This window comes from Gordonia sp. i37 (assembly GCF_002043085.1).
Lineage (GTDB): Bacteria > Actinomycetota > Actinomycetes > Mycobacteriales > Mycobacteriaceae > Gordonia > Gordonia polyisoprenivorans.
On sequence record NZ_MVPX01000101.1, the window covers coordinates 25412 to 46642 of the forward strand.

Annotated in this window: 17 protein-coding genes and 1 pseudogene; 13 read left to right on the forward strand and 5 right to left on the reverse strand. The window is 67.4% G+C overall.

What is annotated here, in order from left to right; all coding sequences use genetic code 11:
- Nucleotides 1–3 precede the first annotated feature (3 nt).
- The 6 genes from B1964_RS04560 to B1964_RS04585 all read left to right on the forward strand — a co-directional run bounded on the left by B1964_RS04560 (nucleotide 4) and on the right by B1964_RS04585 (nucleotide 10111).
- Nucleotides 4–1698 (forward strand): FAD-dependent oxidoreductase, encoded by a 1695-nt coding sequence (locus B1964_RS04560; RefSeq protein ID WP_079929017.1) that lies wholly within the window; start codon nucleotides 4–6, stop codon nucleotides 1696–1698.
- Between the two features lie 72 nt (nucleotides 1699–1770).
- Nucleotides 1771–3078, forward strand: a complete 1308-nt coding sequence (locus B1964_RS04565) for a glycosyltransferase family 4 protein (RefSeq protein ID WP_079929034.1) — start codon at nucleotides 1771–1773, stop codon at nucleotides 3076–3078.
- Nucleotides 3072–3785, forward strand: a complete 714-nt coding sequence (locus B1964_RS04570) for a class I SAM-dependent methyltransferase (protein WP_014361079.1) — start codon at nucleotides 3072–3074, stop codon at nucleotides 3783–3785. Before B1964_RS04565 ends, B1964_RS04570 begins: the two co-directional genes overlap by 7 nt.
- Nucleotides 3782–4822: a prenyltransferase gene (locus B1964_RS04575; protein ID WP_079929018.1), complete on the forward strand. Its 1041-nt coding sequence runs from the start codon at nucleotides 3782–3784 to the stop codon at nucleotides 4820–4822. The genes B1964_RS04570 and B1964_RS04575 overlap by 4 nt, the downstream gene beginning before the upstream one ends.
- 371 nt (nucleotides 4823–5193) lie before the next feature.
- Nucleotides 5194–9183, forward strand: a complete 3990-nt coding sequence (locus tag B1964_RS04580; protein WP_079929019.1) for an AAA family ATPase — start codon at nucleotides 5194–5196, stop codon at nucleotides 9181–9183.
- A 73-nt stretch (nucleotides 9184–9256) separates the two neighbouring features.
- Entirely contained in the window at nucleotides 9257–10111 is an 855-nt protein-coding gene (locus B1964_RS04585) for an LLM class F420-dependent oxidoreductase (RefSeq protein WP_079929020.1), read from the forward strand.
- 77 nt (nucleotides 10112–10188) lie between these two features.
- Here B1964_RS04585 and B1964_RS04590 read toward each other — a convergent pair whose 3' ends face one another.
- On the reverse strand, nucleotides 10189–10785 hold the full coding sequence (locus B1964_RS04590) for a TetR/AcrR family transcriptional regulator (protein ID WP_172398749.1): 597 nt from the start codon (nucleotides 10783–10785) through the stop codon (nucleotides 10189–10191).
- Nucleotides 10786–10895: 110 nt separating this feature from the next.
- Here B1964_RS04590 and B1964_RS04595 point away from each other — a divergent pair, with 110 nt between their 5' ends.
- From B1964_RS04595 to B1964_RS04605, 3 genes are read left to right on the forward strand one after another with little or no spacing between them, the layout of a single operon-like run.
- Complete coding sequence (locus tag B1964_RS04595; RefSeq protein WP_079929022.1) at nucleotides 10896–12269, forward strand: NAD(P)-binding domain-containing protein; 1374 nt, start codon at nucleotides 10896–10898, stop codon at nucleotides 12267–12269.
- On the forward strand, nucleotides 12266–13237 hold the full coding sequence (locus tag B1964_RS04600; RefSeq protein WP_079929023.1) for an alpha/beta fold hydrolase: 972 nt from the start codon (nucleotides 12266–12268) through the stop codon (nucleotides 13235–13237). The genes B1964_RS04595 and B1964_RS04600 overlap by 4 nt, the downstream gene beginning before the upstream one ends.
- Nucleotides 13234–13989 (forward strand): SDR family NAD(P)-dependent oxidoreductase, encoded by a 756-nt coding sequence (locus B1964_RS04605; RefSeq protein WP_172398750.1) that lies wholly within the window; start codon nucleotides 13234–13236, stop codon nucleotides 13987–13989. Before B1964_RS04600 ends, B1964_RS04605 begins: the two co-directional genes overlap by 4 nt.
- Before the next feature lie 19 nt (nucleotides 13990–14008).
- Here the strand turns inward: B1964_RS04605 and B1964_RS04610 are convergent, their stop codons facing one another.
- Complete coding sequence (locus tag B1964_RS04610) at nucleotides 14009–14707, reverse strand: class I SAM-dependent methyltransferase (protein WP_006367791.1); 699 nt, start codon at nucleotides 14705–14707, stop codon at nucleotides 14009–14011.
- A 72-nt stretch (nucleotides 14708–14779) separates the two neighbouring features.
- Here B1964_RS04610 and B1964_RS04615 point away from each other — a divergent pair, with 72 nt between their 5' ends.
- The 3 genes from B1964_RS04615 to B1964_RS04625 are packed head-to-tail and all read left to right on the forward strand — an operon-like array spanning nucleotide 14780 to nucleotide 17024.
- Nucleotides 14780–15748 (forward strand): NADPH:quinone oxidoreductase family protein, encoded by a 969-nt coding sequence (locus tag B1964_RS04615; protein WP_079929024.1) that lies wholly within the window; start codon nucleotides 14780–14782, stop codon nucleotides 15746–15748.
- Nucleotides 15749–15759: 11 nt separating this feature from the next.
- A complete protein-coding gene (locus tag B1964_RS04620; RefSeq protein ID WP_079929025.1) occupies nucleotides 15760–16029 on the forward strand; it encodes a DUF2277 family protein in 270 nt (89 codons plus the stop codon).
- 35 nt (nucleotides 16030–16064) lie between these two features.
- On the forward strand, nucleotides 16065–17024 hold the full coding sequence (locus B1964_RS04625; RefSeq protein ID WP_139765626.1) for a hypothetical protein: 960 nt from the start codon (nucleotides 16065–16067) through the stop codon (nucleotides 17022–17024).
- A 16-nt stretch (nucleotides 17025–17040) separates the two neighbouring features.
- Here B1964_RS04625 and B1964_RS04630 read toward each other — a convergent pair whose 3' ends face one another.
- The 3 genes from B1964_RS04630 to B1964_RS04640 all read right to left on the reverse strand — a co-directional run bounded on the left by B1964_RS04630 (nucleotide 17041) and on the right by B1964_RS04640 (nucleotide 20159).
- A complete protein-coding gene (locus B1964_RS04630; RefSeq protein WP_079929027.1) occupies nucleotides 17041–17967 on the reverse strand; it encodes an amidohydrolase family protein in 927 nt (308 codons plus the stop codon).
- An 86-nt stretch (nucleotides 17968–18053) separates the two neighbouring features.
- Nucleotides 18054–18719: a PaaI family thioesterase gene (locus B1964_RS04635; RefSeq protein ID WP_079929028.1), complete on the reverse strand. Its 666-nt coding sequence runs from the start codon at nucleotides 18717–18719 to the stop codon at nucleotides 18054–18056.
- A 69-nt stretch (nucleotides 18720–18788) separates the two neighbouring features.
- The gene (locus B1964_RS04640; RefSeq protein WP_079929029.1) at nucleotides 18789–20159 is read right to left on the reverse strand and encodes an alpha/beta hydrolase domain-containing protein; all 1371 of its coding nucleotides are present in this window, start codon (nucleotides 20157–20159) and stop codon (nucleotides 18789–18791) included.
- Nucleotides 20160–20608: 449 nt separating this feature from the next.
- Between B1964_RS04640 and B1964_RS04645 the strand changes: the two are divergent.
- Nucleotides 20609–21231: pseudogene (locus tag B1964_RS04645) on the forward strand (HNH endonuclease); the annotation flags it as partial.

The window sequence follows — 21231 nt, forward strand, 5'->3', positions numbered from 1 at the left end:
CAGATGGCGCATGTGATCACTCGACCGTGTTGCAACGACGCTTCGTGCGTGGCCGTGTGTCCGGTGAACTGCATCCACCCGACGCCGGACGAGCCCGAGTTCTTCACCGCCGAGATGCTGTTCATCGATCCGGAGACCTGCATCGACTGCGGCGCCTGCATTGACGAGTGCCCCGTCGAGGCCATCATTCCCGACGATCAGCTCGAGGAGAAGGACGAGCCCTACCTGCAGATCAACGCCGACTACTACAACGACCACGACGTCGAGGGCGGTCTCGTGCCGCCGAAGAAGGCGCCGCAACTCCCGGACGGACCGCTGCACGTCGCGATCGTCGGCGCCGGGCCCGCCGCGTTCTACGCCGCCGAGGACCTCGTCCGTCGACCCCAGATCGCGGTCGACATGTTCGACCGGCTGCCCACGCCCTACGGCCTGGTGCGTGCGGGGGTGGCCCCCGACCACGCCGCCACCAAGGGCGTCGAATCGGGCTTCGCCTCGACCGCGGCCAAGAAGAACTTCACCTATCACCTTGACGTCGAGGTCGGCAAACACATCAGCCACGACGAACTCGCCCAGCGCTACCACGCGGTCATCTACGCCGTCGGTGCACCGACCGATCGGCGTCTGGGCATCGACGGCGAGGACCTGCCGAACTCCTTGCCCGCCACCGAGTTCGTCGCCTGGTACAACGGTCACCCCGACTACGCGGATCTCGCCGTGGACCTCTCGGCGCAGCGCGCGGTGGTCGTCGGCAACGGCAACGTCGCGCTCGACGTCGCGCGCATCCTCGTCACCGACCCCGACGACCTGGCCCGTACCGACATCGCCGACCACGCGCTCGCCGCCCTACGGGACTCGCAGATCACCGAGGTGGTGCTGCTCGGACGGCGTGGCGTCGCCCAGGCCGCCTACACCAACAGCGAATTCCTCGCGCTCGGCGACGTCGACGGGGTCGACGTCATCGTCGATCCCGAGGAGCTGCTCCTCGACTCGGCCACGCAGGAGGCACTCGACGACGGGACGCTCGATTCGACGATCGCCACCAAGATCCGGCTGGCCCGCGAGTTCTCCGAGCGTCCGACAACCGCGGGCAACCGTCGCATCGTCTTCCGGTTCATGGCGTCACCGCTGTCGATCAACGGTTCCGGTGACGAGGCAACCCGCGGCGTGCAGTCGGTGACCTGCGTGCGCAACGTATACGCCGACGCCACCGGTGCCAGCGTCGCCATCACCCCCACCGAGGACAACTTCGACATCGACGCCGGACTGGTGCTGCGGGCGATCGGATACCGCGGCGTACCGATCACCGACCTGCCCTTCGACGAAGGCCACGGCGTCGTCCCCAACACCGCGGGCCGGGTGACCGCGGGCGTCGACGGTGAGGTGATCCCCGGCCTCTACGTCGCCGGGTGGATCAAGCGCGGGGCGACGGGAGGGATCGGCCGCAACCGCCTGTGCGGTCAGGAGACCGCCGAGTCGGTCATCGCCGACTTCGTCGCCGGCACCCTGCCCGAGCCGACGGCGTCGCGGGACGACGTCGCCGACCTGGTCGCCGACCGCGGAGCGCATCGCATCGATCTGGCCGGGTGGAAACGCATCGACCTGGCCGAACGCGGTGCCGGCAAGACCACAGGCCGCCGGCGTGTGAAGCTTGTCGATATCCGTGAATTGGAAAAAGCCGCCGAGGCCGAACCGGCCTGAGGTCCTGGTGCCCGCCGACCGGTGGGCGCCTCGCCGGCAATCGGGTCACACGAGAAGAACGGGGTACACGACGTGCGCGTCGCACTGCTCTCCTACCGGAGCAAACCGCATTGCGGGGGACAAGGGGTTTACGTCCGGCATCTGAGCCGCGAACTCGCGTTACTCGGACATGAGGTCGAGATCTTCTCCGGCCAGCCGTATCCCGACCTCGACCAGGCCGCGCTCGACGCCGGAGTGCGTCTGACCAAGGTGCCCAGCCTCGGCCTGTACGACGAACCCGACCCGTTCCGCACGCCGCGGCCGGGTGAATACCGGGACTGGATCGACGCACTCGAGGTGGGGTCGATGTGGACGGCCAGTTTCGGTGAACCACTGACCTTCAGCCTGCGGGTGGCCCGGCTGCTCGCCGACCGCCGCGACGACTTCGACATCGTGCACGACAACCAGTGCCTCGGCTACGGCCTGCTGCAGATCCAGAAGGCCGGATTCCCGCTGATCGCCACGATCCATCACCCCATCACCCGCGACCGCACGCTCGCGGTCAAGGCCGCCAAGGGGTGGCGCAAGATCACCGCGTGGCGCTGGCATTCGTTCCTGCGCATGCAGGGACGGGTGTCGCGACGCATCCCGGAACTGTTGACCGTCTCGCGCAGCAGCGAGGTCGACATCCGCAAGGCCTTCGACATCCCGTCGGGTCGCATCACGACCATCCCGCTCGGCGTCGACACCGATGTCTTCCGACCGGCCGGACAGCGAATCCCGGGCCGCGTGGTGTCCATCGCGAGCGCCGACGCCCCGCTCAAGGGAGTGTCGTATCTGCTCGAGGCCATCGCCAAACTCGCCGCCGAACGTGACGTGACGCTGACCCTGGTGTCGAAACTCGACCCCGAGGGGCCTTCGGCGAAGCTCATTGAGGACCTCGCGATCGGCGACCGGGTCGAGGTCGTCTCCGGGCTCACCGACGAGGAGATGGCGCAGCTGCTCGCGTCGGCCGAAGTCGCTTGCGTGCCCTCGCTCTACGAAGGATTCTCGCTGCCCGCGGTCGAGGCCATGAGCTGCGGCACCCCGCTGGTCGCCACCCGCGCCGGTGCCATCCCGGAGGTCGTCGGCACCGACGGCAGCGCGGCCCGCCTGGTGCCGCCCCGGGATTCGGGCAAGCTCGCCCAGGAGATCGGGCGGCTGCTCGACGACGCCGACCTCCGCGCCGCGATGGGCGCCGCGGGGCGCGCCCGCGTCGAGGAACGCTACAGCTGGGCGGCCGTGGCCGCGAAGACCGCCGAGCACTATCAGACGGTGCTGGACAGACCAGGGCTCGACAGAACAGGGCTCGACAGAACAGGGCTCGACCGGGTGAACACAAAGGAGACGAGTGCGTGCTGACAGTTGATTTCGACCGGCTGGGTGTGGGTCCGCAGACCAAGGCGATCGACATCGGGGCCGGGCAGGGCAGGCATTCGTTCGAGATGTTCCGACGCGGCGCCGACGTGATCGCCTTCGATCAGTCCGAGTCCGACATGGCCGATGTGGCCGAGATGTTCGACGCGATGATGGCCGAGGGGCACGTACCCGCCGAGGCGAAGGCCCGCGCCGAGGTCGGTGACGCGCTCCGACTTCCCTACGCCGACAACAGCTTCGACGTCGTGTTGATGTCGGAGATCCTCGAGCACATACCGACCGACGAAGGTGCCATCGCCGAGATGGTGCGGGTGCTGCGGCCCGGCGGCGTCGCCGCGGTGACCGTGCCGCGATACTGGCCGGAAAAGGTGTGTTGGGCGCTGTCGGACGCGTACCACGAGGTCGAGGGCGGTCACGTTCGTATCTACAAGGCCTCCGAACTGGCCGGCAAGCTCGAGGCCGCCGGCCTCGAGGTCACCGGCACCGACCACGCCCACGCCCTGCACGCGCCGTACTGGTGGCTCAAGTGCGCGGTCGGCGTCGAGAACAATGACAACCTGCTGGTCAAGGGCTACCACCAACTGTTGGTGTGGGACATGATGAGCAAGCCGTGGCTGACGCGGGTCGGCGAGCAGGTGTTGAACCCGGTCATCGGTAAGTCGGTCGCCCTGTATCTGCGCAAGCCGGAATGAGTCGGGCCACACCGGCGATCGCCGGTGTGCTGACGGCCGAGCAGGTCACCGCGACCGGGGCGGCCATCGTCGGCATGCAGGAGGACTCCGGCGCGCTGCCGTGGTTCCCCGGCGGACAGACCGATCCCTGGGATCACATCGAGTCGGCGATGGCGTTGAGCGTCACCGGCTTCCTGGCCGAGGCCGAGGCGGCCTACGACTGGTCACGGCGTCATCAACGGCCCGACGGATCGTGGCCGATCCGGACGGTGCGCGGGACGGTGACCGACCACGGTATCGATTCCAACTTCTGCGCCTACATCGCGGTCGGCGTCTGGCATCACTACATGATCACCGGCGACACCGCGTTCCTCGATCGGATGTGGCCGACGGTGTGGTCGGCGATCGACCTCGTCTGTCGCTTCCAGCGGCCCGACGGCGCCTTCCGGTGGGGCGGTGACCACCGCACGCACGCGATGTTCGACGAAGCCCTCGTCACCGGCAACGCGAGCATCCACCACGCCCTCGACTGCGCGATCAGGATCGCCGCGGAGATCGACCAGCCCGACGACGAGTGGGTGCGTGCGTTCGAGGCGCTCGGGGAGGCATTCCGCGAGCGGATCGAGGTCTTCGAGGACCCGTCGGAGCATTCGATGGACTGGTATTACCCGGTGCTCGGCGGTGCACTGCGCGGACGAGCCGGCCAAGAACTCATCGCTCGGCGGTGGGACGAGTTCGTGGTGCCCGGCAAGGGTGTGCGCTGCGTCGACCACCGGCCGTGGGTGACCGGGGCCGAGACCTCGGAGCTGGCCCTGGCCCTCGACGCGCTCGGCGACACCGCCGACGCCGTCGAACTGATCGCCTCGATCCAGCACCTGCGCGATCCCGACGGCTCGTACTGGACCGGCCTGGTCTTCGCCGACGGGAAACGCTGGCCGGTCGAGAAGAGTTGCTGGACCTCGGCGGCCGTGATCCTCGCCGCCGACGCGGTCAGCCGGGCGTCGGCGGCCAACGGGATCTTCCGCGACGTCGGCAGCTGGATGGCCGCTCGACGCTGAGGCGGTTCGCCCCCGAGGGGGTTGGCCCAGAGGCGTTTGCCCGGAGGGGTCCGCCCTGAGCGGACTGCCGCCTTCTCTCGAATGCGCTCTCGCCGCCGCCCCACGTCGGCGACGAGAGCGCATCCCCCGACACTCGACCCGGTGGTCGTGACACCGACCGGGGAGTGCCCTCAGTCAAATGGATTGCGCTGGGTCCATGCCACCCGCAGACCGGATATCGCCCGAAAACCGCTGGTAGAGTCATCGCACGAATATTCCGGACCGGAAAACCGGCACCGGATCGGCGGGCGTGACCAAACTCTGATTTGTCCTGTGCGTACCTGGTTCGTAGATTCGCAGGGAACCCGAGACCGGGGGAGGGGGAAGCACCAATGACGACGCGTCTGTCGGACGCATCCGCGGTCGACGGCCCCGGACGCTTCGGTTCCCAACTGCACGCGTTGTTCACCGCGGCCGGATCGCCGACACTGGCCGCGACCATCGCGGGCGCTGCCCGCATCGCCCCCGGGCGTGGTGAGGTGTCGGTGCAGCGCCTCTCGGACTGGCGTCGCGGACGTCACCTCCCGGCCCGGTTCGAGACCCTCGAACCCGTCCTCGCGTGGCTCATCCTGCAAGCGCAGTCGCGGGGTGCCGACACACCGTCGCTGAGTGACTGGCGACGCTGGTGGTCGGCGGCCAATGGCACCCGCACCCGTGACGCGGGTCCGTCGAAGCGGCGCACCGCCGAGCCGATCCCGACGCTCGCCTGCCCGTACCCCGGCCTCGGGGTGATGACCGCCGACGACCGCGACGTCTTCTTCGGCCGCGACCGCGTCCTCGACGAACTCGCGGCACTCATCGGTGCCGCCGACCGCGACCGCGAGCTCTCGCCGGCGATGGTGCTCGTCACCGGCGTCTCGGGGGCGGGCAAGTCGTCGTTGCTACGCGCGGGCCTCGCCCGGCTCGCCGAACGTCCGGAGAACCGCTGGGAAGTGCGTGCGCGCCCGGCCGTCGCGCTGCTCGACGACGCCGATGGGCAGGGTGCCGAGGGTGCGGGAGGCGACGAGCCCGCCGAACAACCCAACGCCGAAGAATCCAGTACCGATCATCCCGGCGCCGACCCCGACACCGGACTCGATGATCACGCCGCCGCGCCGACGCTGACCGTGCAGGTGGTCGACCAGCTCGAGCAGGTGCTCGTCGGGCAGTCGCGTCGCGCCCCGCGCGTACAGCAGCTGATGGAGGCGTTGGGCGGGCTCGCATCGGAGCCGGGAACCGTGGTCGTGGTCGGGGCCCGCGCCGACATGTACGAGATGGCGTCCACGCTCGAGCCGGTCGCCTCGGCGTGGCAACACCGATCTATCGTGGTGCCGCCGATGACCGACACCGAACTCGAGGAGGTCATCGCCGCGCCCGCACGGGTGTCGGGAATCCGCGTCGACAAGGGCCTCGCCCCGACCATCCTGTCTGATTTGCGCGGCCTGACCGGGCGGCGCGGCCCGGTCGAGGACCGCGCCGGGCAGCTCCCGCTGGTGGCCCACGTGCTGTCGGTGATGTGGGCGACCCGTGCGGGCGCCACGCTCACGGTCAGCGGCTATCACGCGGCGGGTGGGGTCTCCTCGGCCATCGCCGAATCCGCAGAGGCCATGTGGCAGGCCCTGACACCGGCCCACCGCGTCACCGCGCAGCGGCTGCTGCTGTCGCTGATCCACATCTCCGACGGGGTGACCGCGCGCCGGCCGCGCCCACTCGCCGACCTCGTCGCCCTCGGTGACGATCGCGCGGGCACGGTCGCGGTGATCGAAGCGCTGTCGGAGTCACGCCTCGTCACCGTCTCCGACCAGCAGGTCCAGATCATCCACGACGTCGTGCTCAGTGCCTGGCCGCGACTGAGCGAACTCATCGAACGCACCCGTGACAGCGCTCCGGTTCTCGAGCGCGTCACCTCCGATGCCACCGAGTGGGACCGTCAGGGCCGCGACACGTCGTTGCTCTACAACTCGACGCGCTACGAGTGGGCCGCGCAGGTGGCCGACGACCCGGTGCTCGGCTCGGTGGCTCGCGACTTCCTCGACACCGGCCGCCACCACATCGACACCCAACGCCGCCGCCGGCGATGGGCGATCGCCGCGGTCTCGCTGCTCGCGGTGATCTCGGTGGTCGCCGCGGGGGTGGCCATCTTCTCCAACGTCGCGCTGGCACGCGAGAGTGACAATGCGCGGTTCTCGGCGCTGCTGTCGTCGGCGGGGCGGCTGGCCCAGACCGATCCGGGCCTCGCCGCCCAACTCGCGGTGGGCGCGTGGCGCATCCACCCCGACAACCCGCTGGCGCGGATGCGGGTGCTGCAGACCCAACAGCTTCCGCTGCCGATCTCGGCGCGACAGGGCCACCAGGGGTCGGTGTACGACCTGGGCCTGACCTCCGGCGGCGCCGGTGGCACGGGTTCGGGGGGCAGATTGCTCGCGACGGCCAGTTACGACCGCTCGGTACGCCTTTGGCGGGCCGACAACCCCCGCGACATCGTGGCAGCCGGTCCGGCCCTGCGCGGGTACGGTTCCTTTGTCACCTCGGTCGATTTCCGGCCCGGCTCGCCGACCCTGGCCTCGGCCGACGGAGAGGGCAAGATCGCGGTGTGGGACATCGCCGACGTCACCCACCCGGTGCGGACTCAGACGTTGCAGTCGCCGTACGGCACCGGGACGTCGTACATCCTGCGCTACAACCGCACCGGCCGGGTGCTCGCGACCACCCATGACAATGGGGTCGTCACCTTGTGGGACACCACCGCACCCGGCGGGTATCGCGCGGTGTCGGCGATCCGTGATCACACCGGTCCGGTCCGCACGGTTGCGCTGTCGCCGACCCGACCGGTGCTCGTCGCCGGTTCCGACGACGGCACCATCAGTCTCTCCGACATCGCCGATCCGGCTGCGCCGGTGCATCTCTCGGACCTGCGGGACGGTATCGACAGTGGGTGGCATTCGGTGGCGATCTCCCCCGACGGCACGCTACTGGCGGCCGGCCGGGACGACGGGACGGTCGCGGTGTGGAACATCGCCGATCCGCGCTCGCCGATCGCGTTGGGTCGCGTTCGGGCGCACGGCGCGGCGATCTGGTCGGTCGGATTCTCCGCGGATGGGCGGTCGTTGATCTCGGCCGGTCTCGACGGGTTCGCACGCCGTTGGGACGTCGGCACCGACGGGACATCGGCGTCGGCCGATCTGCTCACCGAACTCGGCGTGCCGATGCGGACCTCCGGCGGCGCGTTCTTCACCGCCCGCGAGATCGCGCCACAGGTCGTCCTCACCGCCGGTGGCGCAGGGACGATCCAGGCCTGGGCCATCCCGGCCTCACCGCAGCCCGCGCACTCGCTGCCCATCACCCAGACCTCGGTCAGCCCCGACGGAACGACCTTGGCCACCAGCGCCGCCGACCAGACGATCGCGCTGTGGAACCTGCCGCGCGGGCGGGCGCCGACAGAGCTGTCCCGCATCTCCGCGCAACCGCGACCCAGTGGTGGGTATGTGACCGCGTTCAACCGGACGGGCACCATTCTCGCCAGCGCGTTCACCGGCGGTGGTGAGGTGGATCTCTACGACATCTCCGATCGCCGGGCGCCGCGTCGTCTGGTGACGCTGCCGGTGCAGACCCGGCACACCTTCCCGCTGGCCTTCGACCCGACGAGGGATCTGCTGGTCACCGGCAGCAGCGACAACTCGGTCCAGCTGTGGGACGTCGCCGACCCGCATGCGCCACGGATGCTCGGACAGCCGTTCGCCACGGCGGACGGCTTCATCGAGGACGTCCAATTCGGTCCCGACGGTGGTGACCTCGTCGTCGCCGATGCCGCACATCGCATCACCCGGTGGGACATCGACGACCCGCGCAATCCCCTCCTGGCACAACAGATGACCTCGCACACGAGTGCGGTCAATGCGGCGGTGTTCAGTCCGGACGGGCGGTTCATCTACGGCGGCGCCGACGACCAGACCATCTCGGTGACCGCGGTCGGTTCCGAATCGGCTGCGCGCGTGCGTGTTCCGGCCGGGGTTCGGGTGACGTCGCTGTCGGTCTCGGCCGACGGCACAACCCTGGTGGTCGGCGCCGACCTGAGCGTGCAGCTCTGGGACATCTCGAAACCCGATGCGCCCAAACCGATCGCACGCGACGAGTCGATCACCGCAGAGTCCGTATACGTCCGCGAACCGATGATCGCTCCCAACGACGTCATCTACGCCGGTGGCCGTTCCGATCTGCAGTGGTGGACGATCGACGCCGGAGCCGTGGCGAGCCGCGTCTGCGCGGCCGACAATCACATCGATCGCGGCACGTGGGACGAGTTCGCCGAGGGGGTCCGGTACCCCGACATCTGCCCCGGCTGAGGCATGACGGGAACTCGGATAAAACGAGAACTTGTTCTAGACAGGTGTCCAGGCCTGTGTCTAAGGTGAGGGCATGGATTTCGGGATCGTTCAGTTCACCAGCGACCGCGGACTGACGCCGCAGGTTCTGGCCCCGCTCATCGAAGAGGCCGGGTTCGCGTCGTATTTCGTGCCCGAGCACGGGCACATCCCGACCCGCCGCGATACGGCCCATCCGCGGACCGGTGATTCCTCGCTGCCCGACGATCGCTACATGCGCACCCTCGACCCCTGGACCACGCTGGCCGCGGCCGCGGCGGTCACCGAGCGGATTCGGCTCGCCACGGCGGTCGCGCTACCGGTGCAGTCCGATCCGATCACCCTCGCCAAGACCCTGGCCACCCTCGATCACCTGTCCGGCGGACGGCTGACGCTCGGTGTCGGATTCGGTTGGAACCTCGACGAATTGGCCGATCACAAGGTGCCGCCGAAGCTGCGACGGACAATGTTGCGCGAATACCTCGAGGCGATGCGCGCACTGTGGACCGACGAGGAAGCCGAATACCACGGTGACTTCGTCGATTTCGGGCCCAGCTGGGCATGGCCCAAGCCGCAGGCGCACATCCCCACGCTCGTCGGCGCCGCAGGCAACGAGAAGAACTTCCGATGGATCGCCCGCAGCGCCGACGGCTGGATCACCACGCCGGGCGAAGAGGACATCGAGGGCTCGGTGGGCCTACTGCACCGGATCTGGTCCGACGCCGGCCGTGACGGCGCGCCGGAGATCGTCGTCCTCGACTTCAAGCCGGTCGCCGAGAAGCTGGAGAAGTGGCGCGAGATCGGCGTCACCACGGTCCTCTACGGGCTTCCCGACGACTCGGTGGAGCGTGCCCGCGGCTACCTCGCCAAACTCGCCGGCAAGCTCGGTCTCGCCCCTGCGGTGGTGTGACCCTCCCACGCCGACAGCGCTCGTCCCATCGCCGACAGCGCTCGTCTCGACGCCGACAGCGCCTTTGAGCGCTCCGGCTACGGCGCGGCCGCGAGCCCCGGAATGACGAAGCGCTCCACCTGTCGTCGCACCGACGCCGGGTCGTCGGCGTCGACGGTGGTGCCGGGAACGGTGCCGAGGCTGATGAGAATGCGTGCCACCCACTCCGATACCTCGACGGCGTCGTGATCGGGGTGTACCTGTCCGGTCTCGATCGCCGCATCGACGAATGGTCTCCAGAACAGTGCGAGGTCGGGGACGAGGGCGCTGACGCCCAAGCCTGCGCACGCGGCGAATTCCTCCGGCTCTTCCGTGCGCAGCCGCAGTAGTAACGTCCCGGGGTCGTCGTAGGCGCCGCGGCCGATCCGGACGCCTGCCACGAGTTGCTCGGTGAAGTCCCCAAGGGTTTCGAGTTCGACGCGCGCATCGTTCCAGAACGAATCGGTGAGCCGGACGATCGTCGCCCCGACCATCGACTGCTTGTCGGGGAAGTGTCGGTAGAGCCACGCGCGCGACACCCCGGCGACATCGGCGACCTGCTGCATCGTCGTGGCCCGAATACCCTTGTCGGCGAGCAACTTCTCGGCCGCATCGAGCAGGCGGTCGGCGACGCTCGTGGTCGGGGCGGGTGTCATGGACACCAACTCTAACAACCGGGCTGGACAGTTTCGTGAAAGTGTTCACTCCGAGCTCTTTCGTGCGGTAGACAGATTCAGAGATCTGTCAACTATCCAAAGGGGCTCCCATGCGCGATCTGCCGCGTACCGCCATCATCGGCGCCGGAATCAGCGGTCTGACATCGGGAAAGATGCTCACCGACTACGGCGTCCCGTACACCTGTTTCGAGAGTTCCGATCGGGTCGGCGGCAACTGGGCGTTCGGCAATCCCAACGGGCACTCGAGCGCCTATCGGTCGCTGCACATCGACACGTCCAAACATCAACTCTCGTTCCGGGATTTCCCGATGCCGTCGGAATACCCGGATTTCCCGCACCACACCCAGATCAAGCAGTACCTCGACGACTACACCGACGCCTTCGGGCTGCGCGAGAACATCGAGTTCGGCAATGGCGTGACCCACGCCCGCCGAGTCGACGGCGGCGGGTGGGAGCTGTCGACCCAGCGCGGCGAGACGCGCCGCGTCGACCTGCTGGTGGTGGCCAACGGGCATCACTGGGATCCGCGGTGGCCGGATTTCCCGGGCGAATTCGCCGGCGACGAGATCCACTCCCATTCCTATATCGACCCGCGCACCCCGCTGGACTTCGCCGGCAAACGAATCCTGGTGGTGGGCTTGGGCAACAGTGCCGCCGATATTGCCGTCGAACTGTCGTCCAAGGCGCTCGACACCACGGTCACCATCTCGACCCGGTCGAGTGCCTGGATCGTCCCCAAGTACTTCGCGGGTAAACCGGCCGACAAGTACTACCACACCTCGCCTTATATTCCGTTCTCGTGGCAGCGTAAGTTCACCCAGATCATGCAGCCGATGACCGCAGGGCGCCCCGAGGATTACGGCCTACCGACCCCGAATCACAAGTTCTTCGAAGCACATCCGACGCAGTCGGTCGAGCTGCCGCTGCGACTCGGCTCGGGTGACGTCACCGCCAAGGGCAACATCGAGCGACTCGACGGCCACACCGTGCACTTCGTCGACGGCACGAGCGCCGACTTCGACGTGATCATCTACGCCACGGGATACAACATCACCTTCCCGTTCTTCGACCCGGACGTCATCGGCGCCCCCGACAACCACATCGACCTGTACAAGCGCATCTTCTATCCCGGCATCGACGACGTCGTGTTCGCCGGGTTCGCCCAGTCCACGCCGACGCTGTTTCCGTTCGTGGAATGTCAGGCCCGGGTCATCGGTGCCTATGCGGTCGGACAGTACCGACCGCCGTCGGTGCCGCAGATGCGCGAGACCATTGCCTCCGACCAGCAGTACTTCACCGGGCACATGCTGCACACGGCAAGGCACACACAGCAACTCGACCACTATCTCTACGAACACAACATCCGCACCAAAGAACTGCCCGCCGGGCGTGCGCGGGCCGCCGAGCAAGGGCCCGTCCGCTGGGCGGGCGTCGACGCCGCGCCACTGCAGGAGGCACGATGACCACCGCCGACACCGACCGTCGCACAGTACATTTCGAGTCGGTACGTTTCGAGTCCGGGGGAACGAACTGTGACGCATGGTTCTTCGCACCCACCGGGAACGCATTCACCACCGACGCGGGAGTGCCGGTGGTGGTGATGGCCCACGGCTTCTGTGGTACCAAGGATTCCGGGCTCGAGCCGTTTGCGCGCCGCCTGGCCGACGCCGGTCTGGCGGTGTTCGCGTTCGACTACCGGAACTTCGGACTCTCTGATGGTGAACCGCGCCAACGGGTCTCGATGTCCGGTCAGGCCGCCGACTACCATGCCGCCATCGACGCCGCCGGCCGTCAGCCGGGTGTGGACGCCTCCCGCATCGTCCTGTGGGGGCTGTCGCAATCCGGCGGGCACGTGTTGATCGTGGCAGCGCAACGCGCACGGACGGGACGCGACGACGTCGCCGCCGTCATCTCGGCGGTGCCTCTCGTCAACGGACTGGCCGCGGGGGTTCTCCACTACCCGCAGGTGGGTGCGGTCTCGATGTTGCGATCCACAGCTGTTGGCATCGGAAGTGCTCTGGGCGCCAGACTTGGGCGTGACCCGGTGATGATGCCGGTCGTCGGCAAGCCCGGTGACAAGGCCGCGTTGACCAGCGACGGCTACCTGGAGAGTTACCTCGCGATCGCCGGCCCGAGCTGGCGCAACGAGGTCGATGCGTCGATCGGTCTGGAGCTCGGCTCATTTCGCGCCGACAAGGCCGCGCCGGATGTGGCGGCGCCGGTCCTCATGCAGATCGCCGACCTCGATCGGGGAGCGCCGCCCCACGCGGCGGCCAAGGCCGGATTCGCCGCGCGCGCCGAGGTCCGGCATTACCCGTGTGACCACTTCGGGATCTTCGCCGAGGTGGCGGATTCGTGGTTCGAGCCGGTCGTGTCCCACCAGATCCTGTTCCTGACACGCCATCTCGCCACCTTGGCGGTGACCGCGTGAGCACGGCACTGGTGGTCGGCGGTGCGTCGGGCATCGGAAAGGCCACAGCGCGAATGCTGCACGAGGAGGGCCATCGCGTGGTCGTCGCCGACGTCAATGCCGATGCCGCGGCGGCGGTTGTCGCCGAACTGGGCGGCACCGCGACCGCGGTGCACCTCGATGTCACCGACGAGGCCTCTGTCGCTGCAGGATTCGACGGACTCGACGACCTCACGATCGTCGTCAACTGCGCAGGGCTGTCGATGCCCGGAGCGCTCACCGAACTGGAGTTGTCGGCGTGGCAGACAACCGTCGATGTCTGCCTGACCGGCACCTTCCTCGTGCTCAAGTATGCGGGACGCCATGTCGCCCAGGGTGGTTCGATCGTTTGCGTGGCCTCGCTGAACGGCCGGCAACCCGGTGCCGGGATGGGGTCCTACTGTGCGGCCAAGGCCGGGGTGCTGATGCTCGTCGAGGTGGCCGCCCTCGAACTCGCCGAACGAGGGGTTCGCGTCAACGCCGTCTCGCCCGGACTCGTCGACACCCCGCTGACCGCCGGAATCGCCTTCGTCCCCGGGCTGACCGAGGAGTACATCGAGAACACGCCGTTGGGTCGGGCGGGTACTCCCGAGGACATCGCCGCGACGATCGCGTTCCTCACCTCCCCGGCGTCGGGGTGGATGACCGGTGCCGCAATCGATCTCAACGGCGGCGCGCACCTGCAGCGCTATCCGGACGTGTTGGGTAAGGTGCGGGCACTCGCAGGCGGGTAGATCCGGTGTTCGGCGACGGTCAACCCCGCGGCAACGGAGCCCCGACCTCGCCGGAGTCGCGTCGCAGGACGCGCAACGAACCCTCCGCGCGGACCTCGGTGAACTGTCCGGTCTCCAAGGCCTGGCAGTAGATCTCGTAGGGGGGACGGCCGCCGTCGGCGGGATCGGGGAACACGTCGTGGATCAGCAGCGCGCCACCGATGCGCACCCACGGTGCCCACCCGTCGAGGTCGTTCTGCGCGGCCTCCATCGAATGGCCGCCGTCGATGAACACGAAGTCGGCGGGTTTGCCCCAGGCCCGGGCCGCGACGGTCGACGGTGCGAGCATTCCGATCACGGTCTGCTCGAGGCCGGCGTCGAACATCGTGCGCCGAAAGCGGGCTGAGGTGTCCAGCGTGCCCGAATGCGGATCGACGAGAGACTCGTCGTGGTACTCCCAGCCGGGCTGGTGTTCCTCGGAGCCGCGGTGGTGGTCGACGGTGACGATCACCGCCCCTGCCGCCTCGGCCGCCGAGCCGAGGAATACCGTCGACTTGCCGCAATAGGTGCCGATCTCCACGCCGACCTTTGTCGAATCCGGTTGTGTCAGATACTCACCGGCGATCTCGAACAGGGTTTGCGCCTCGTCGAGCGGCATGAAGCCCGGCGCGTCGTCGGCGACCTGACGACGTTCGGGTGAGGGAGCGGAGAGCGGCTGCGATGCCGGCGAGGCGGTCATGAAAACCGATCCTAGGGCATCTCTGCGGTTACCGACCGAGCGATTGTTCTCCCCGGCGTAGGGTGGACAACCATGAAAGCTCAGGTGCTCACCGCAGAGTCCGGACCGTCCGCCCTCGAACTGACCGACGTCCCCGATCCGACGCCCGCCGAGGGCCAGGTCCTCGTCGACATCAAGTCGTGCGGGATCTGTTTCCCCGACCTGCTGATGAGTCAGGGAAAGTACCAGCTCCGCATGCCGACGCCGTTCACGCCCGGCACCGAGGTCGCAGGCGTGGTGCGCCAGGCTCCCGAGGGGTCGTCGGTGAAGGTGGGCGACAAGGTTCTCGTCGCGTCCATCGTCGGCGGCTTCGCCGAACAGCTGGCCGCCTCGCCCGAGCAGCTGCTGCCCCTGCCCGAGGGGCTGACCTTCGATCAGGGCGCCGCGCTCGGCATCAACTATCAGACCGCGCTGTTCGCGCTGAAGTTGCGCGCACAGACCGCGCCCGGTGAGGTCGTCGGGGTGCTCGGCGCTGCGGGTGGCGTCGGGACCGCGTCGATCATGGTGGCCAAGGCGATGGGCGCCAAGGTCATCGCGATCGTGCACCGCAAGGGTGCCGAGGAATTGCTCCGCAGCGCAGGCGCCGACGAGGTCATCCAGCTCGAAGAGGGCTGGGGAGCCGAACTGAAGAAGATCGCGCCCGAGGGTGTCGACGTGATGATCGACCCGTCCGGCGGCGAGGTGTTCGACGAGGCGCTGCGCCAGGTCGCCCCCGACGGTCGGTACGTGGTCATCGGCTTCGCGGCCGGCGGCATCCCGACCGTCAAGCTGAACCGCGTGCTGTTCCGCAACATCGCCGTCGTCGGCGCCGCCTGGGGTGAGTACGTGCGCACCCACCCCGGTGTGCCGGAACTGTTGCACGACGAGCTGACCGAGATGATCGCCGCGGGGCTGAGTCCGCAGGTCAACACCACCTACACCCTTGATCAGCTACCGACCGCATTGACCGATCTCGCCGAAGGGCGGATCCTGGGGAAAGCCGTCGTCCACATCGCCGATTGAGAGGTCACCTCATGTGCCGCAACATCACCGAACTGCGCGGACTCGAACCCGCGGCGACCGAGGAAGAAATCGAGGCAGCCGCGCGCCAATACGTTCGCAAGGTGAGCGGCATCCGTCATCCGTCGGCAGCCAACGCCGAGGTGTTCGAGGCGGCGGTCATCGCGGTGACCGCCGCCACGCGCACCCTGCTCGATGAGCTCCCGGAGCGTCGCCAGCCGCCGAAAACCGTACCGCCGCTGCGGCGTCCGGAGGTCCGGGCGCGGATCGCGGCGCGGGGGTAGGGCTGCGGCGCAGTGATCGGAGACGGCGCGAGGTGATGATCAGGTGGATACCCCCACTCAACGAGGTAGGGGTCCGGGTACCGCTCGACGGCGTGATCAATCGTTGCGCCGACGTGGTGGTCTGGATTAACCAGACGGTGGCGTACACCACCGGGGTCGAGATGACCGTCGAGGTTCGAATCCGCAAGGACGCGATGACTTTTGACGGCGGACTGTGGTTCGGGCGCGATGGTCACCGCAGCTCCGTGGTTCCGTTGCTGGTCGGGTTCGAATGGGCCGACGGGACGACCTCGTCCAATCTGCCGTCGCCGGAGTTGAATGCGGGTGGACTCGGGCGGTTCCGCGGCACAGCCGGCGCCCACAACGCCTCCTTCGCCTTCGGCCTCGACCACCTGCCGCCTCGCAGCGAGTCTGTACTCGTCACTGCGGCACCTTTCCTCGGACTTTCGGAACGAAAGATCACGTTCGACGCGGGAATCATCCTCGACGCCGCATCCCGTGTGGAGGTGCTCTGGCCCGATGATCGCCGCCCGATCCCGTGTGAGCGCGGTGACCGCGACGCGGTCCCGCGAATCCCGTCGACCGGATGGTTCGCTGATCACTACGTGCAGGCGCCACCGAGGCCGGCGGGTGGGTATGCCGCCGTCGTCACACCGGCAAAAGGTGCGCCGAGGTATCCGGACGACTGGGTCGACGGCGCGCCGACCAACAGCACCGACCAGTCATGCGCAATCTGCGGAAGCGTCAATGTCGTCTGGGTACATCCACTCGACATCGACAGGACCAGCTATCGCGTTTATGGCAAAGGGCATTCGCTCCCCTCGTTTTGGGCATTGTGCGAGGACTGCGAACAGATGTACCGCGCAGGCAATGACGACGCCGTGGTCGCCGTCATGGAAAAGTACTGGATATTCCAAGACACCGACGAACAGCTTCATCAGGCGCTGACCGTGTTTCGCCGGGCAGACAAGGGAGCTCGTCGTTTCTCGAGTTGAGTCTTCCGAGAGGGGCTCAGTTCACACCGAACAACCCCGCCGCATTCCGATAGAGGACCCCGCGTACCCAGTCGTCGCCCAGATCCAGCCGCACGATCGCGTCGAGGGCGTGGGTGTAGGCGTAGGGGATGTTCGGGAAGTCGCTGCCGAACAAGATCTTTGGTCCCAGGTCGGCCAGCCGGGGTCGTAGCTCGGGTGGGTACGGCGCGTCGGCCTCGGAGAAGTCGGTGAACGACATCGTGGTGTCGAGCCGCACATTCTCGAATCGTTCGGCGAGGCCGAGGAATTCCTCGTATTCCGGTGTGCCCATGTGGGCGACGATGAGCGGCAACGACGGGAATCGCTTGAGAAGTCGGGCGATCGGCTCGGGCCCGGTGTAGGTGCCCGGTGCCGGCCCGGAGCCGCAGTGGATGATCACCGGGACCTGCGCGTCGGCGATCTGCGACCACACACCGTCGAGCAGCGGATCCAGTGGTGAAAAGGCGCCGACCTGGATGTGGCACTTGAAGACCCGGGTGCCCGCGGCGATGGCCTTCGAGACGTAGGCGGTCGCCGGCTCCTCGGGGTAGAAGGTTGCGGTGTGCAGACAGTCGGGGTGGTGGGCGGCGAAGTCGGCGGCCCATCCGTTGAGCCACTCAGCCATGTTCGGCTTGTGCGGATACACCAGTGACGAATACGCGCGAATACCGAAAGCCTGCAACGCAGCCACCCGGACGTCCTCGTCGGCTCGATAGGTGATCGGCCATTCGCGTCCGACGAGCGGGCCTGCCGAGTCGAAGTACGCCCACACCTTGTCCATCACCGACCTCGGCATGAAGTGGGTGTGGACGTCGATCAAACCCGGCAGTCCCAACGTGCCCCAGATCGAGCGGACCCGTTGTGCCTCAGCCTCGCTGAACGGTGTCGGCGCGGACGGATCTTGCTCGGGAACGACGCTGCTCATGCATCGACGGTACCGCGCGTGACGCCACGGGTCGCGGAGAGTCGATCACCGCGCCTTCCCCATCGAGATGACCGCAGTTCGCAATGTCAGTCCTGCGTGTGAGCGGGGGAGTGGTCCTTGGACGCGCGCGGCATGCGCCCGGTCCAGTCGCGGGGAACGATGAACACGCCCTCGGCCTCGACGGTGACCCCGTCGGTGTCGGCGAGGGTGCCCCGGACGGTCTTCTTGCGGCCGTCGCGACCGACGATCGACGCGCGTGCGGTCAGCGGTCCCAGTGGCGTCGGGCGCACGTAGCGCAGCGAGATCGTCCCGGTGTAACACGGCACGTTGTCGACGCTGGCGGCCTCGCCGAGTACCTGATCGAGGATCATCGCGGCCACTCCGCCATGCACATGATCACCGGGACCCTCATAGGCGGCACCGAGGGTGAACTCGGCAGACACCTCGTGCCCGTCGTGGCGGGTCCGCAACGGAGGAGCGATGGCATTACGAACGCCGACAACCGAATTGCCCCACGGCATTCCGACGAAGTCGGGCGTATAGCGCACGCCGTACGGACCGTCGATCTGCTCGGCGCGCAAGGTGTCGACGATGTCGTCGATCCGCTCGCGCGCCGCCGCCACCACGTCGTCGGGCACCTCGGTGCGAATCACCGCATCGATGAGCTGGCGCACGGAGTCCGTCAGCGGTTCATAGATCGCGCGGCGACGGGCGATCTCGTCGTCGGAGATGTCCTCGAGGGTGAACTGCATGCGGCGACTCCCGGGTCGTGCCGGCCGTGGCGATCCGCGGACCGAAACCAGACTAGAACGTGTTCTAATCTAGCGGAAGGCGTCGGCGTCGGCCACCAGATCGATGCGGGCATCGGCGATCACTTCGGCGCGATCATCCGGGCGGACAAAGCCGGCCTCGATCGCTGTGTCGGCCGCCTCGGTGTAACGCTTGAGGTAGGTGTCCTGGTCAGGGTAGAGATCGGCGATGACCGTCGGCGGCAGGGGCGTCGTGACGCCGAACAGCACACAAATGCGGGGCACGTCGTCCTCGACCACGCCACTGAGGATCTGGGTCGGTACGTCCACGCACGGAGTGCGCACGCCGTCGCGCGCATTGCCCACCTGGTCGAGTTCGAACCGGTGGCCGTCCCCGGCGTCGACGACCAGCAGCGGGTCCGCGACCGGGGGCTCCGACTCCTCGTCGACCCACGACCGCAAATGGTGCAACGCCGAACGCAGCACAAAGCGCTGCTGACCGCGGTTCACCGGCGCCGGACAACCGAGCATCGACTCGTACTCGCCGATCTGAGCGAAATCGGCATGCGACGTCCCGGCCATCTCCCATACGCGCAGCAGAGACGAATCCGGTTGTCGGGCTTGCACATACTGAAAGTTGGTGAGAACGTCGGTCTCGGTTTGCACGACGAAGACCGGAACGGTCAGATCGTTGGATATCCGCACAGGTAACCCGCGATAGGCTTCGGTGATGTCGGCGGGGCCGTCGGCCTCGCCGAGCGGCAGAGCGCCAAGAGACCGGCTGTGAATCAGAATCCCGTGAAAGACGTTGTGTAGGTTGGCGAAATGATTCACGTAGGTCGTCAGTGCCATGGCCGATTGGGATTCGCCCGCGGCCAGTAGTCGGCGCACGGTGAGTCCGGCCAGTGGGTGGCCTTGAGTGTGGTTCGCGGCGAGTGCGCCACCGATGGCGCCGAAGATGTCGTAGCTGTAACCGTCACCCGGGTGGCGTAGTGACCCATATCGATCGGGGTCCTTGTCGGCGAGACGCGTGGGCGTGTCACCGTCGTCCATTCCGACAGATCCGGCACCGCCCTCGATGCCGGTGTACTGCGCCGAAACCCCCACCCAGGCACACCCCGATCGGACGATCTCCGGCGCGAGGTACGTGTACTCGGGTGCGGCGTCGGTTCCGCTGGACACGTTGAACCACTCGACGACGACGTATCCGTTGAAATCGGAGTCATTCTCGGGGCGCCGCACCAGGATTCGGGTGGTGAACTCCGCGGAGACGGCTTCGGCAACGTCTCCGGACGAGGTGCTCTCGAATCGGCGGGCTCGTCCGACAGCAGCATATTCGCGCTCGTCATATCGGTGGGCTGTCAGGTTCGGACCGGGGCTGGCGCTGAGGATGTTGTGACCTTTTCCGCCGGTCAGTTCGATGAAGGTCACTCGTGACGACATCTTTCGACCTTAACCCTCGTCCGCCGTTCGACGTGGTCTTCCTGATGTTTGACGTCGACGTCCTCGAGACGTCTTCCCCCGATGGTCGAGCAACTCGCCCTGCCCGATAGCCGGAACCTTCCCCGATGTCCCAGGCACCGGGCCTTCCCCCCGATGGTCGCAACCCCCCGACAATCGAAGACCTTTCCTCCCGATGGTCGAGGTGCGAGCCGCGTGCGGCGAGCCTCGAGACCCGGCGAGACAACCAGCCTCCCAACCACATCCACCAACCACAGCGAAACCCGCACCCCTACCACACCCCACCGACAGAAAACCTCAGCCAGCCCACCAACGAAACCCGTTGTCCACAAGCACCTTTCCCTCCGCAGAATAATCGAACACCCTTGCGCTACTCTGTATGTTCGAGTAGAGTGGAGTCATCTCACCGATCAGCCACTGGGGAGGGGCCCATGATCGACACCACCGAAGCTCTTGACGCCGAGGCAGTTTTCGCCGCGATCGTCAGCCGACTCAGCGACCTTCAATGGAATCCGGAGATGACCGGGCCACAGGCTTACGGTGCGATGAAACAAGTCCTGTTGTTGCGGAACCTGGTTGATCATCACGCGACCACCCTCACCGGAGAGATGGATCGGCTGGGCGTGGCCGATCACAAGACCACGCGGCTACGGGAGTTGTTGATCAGCATGGGTTGCGCACCCGCCGTCGCAGGTCGGTATGTGCGGATTGCTGCCACCGGCGACATCGATCTGTTGTTGGCGCATGCCGCTGACGGGTCCATCTCGTCCGAACACACCGACGCCATCGTGCGCGGGCTGGCGCACATCGACACCCGCTCCTCCGAACCCCTCGACACCGTCCAACGCTGTGAATACCTGCGGAAACTCCTGTCGCACTACTTCGCCGGCTTCACCCCCGCCGAGATCAACCTCTACGCACGACAGTTGGGCAACGAACTGGCCGCGGAGACTCCTGGCGGTTTACCTGCCGCCGAAGACAAGAGAATCAACTCCTACACCGACCGCATCACCGACGACGGCCGGTTGGAGATCTCGGCGAACCTCGACATCAT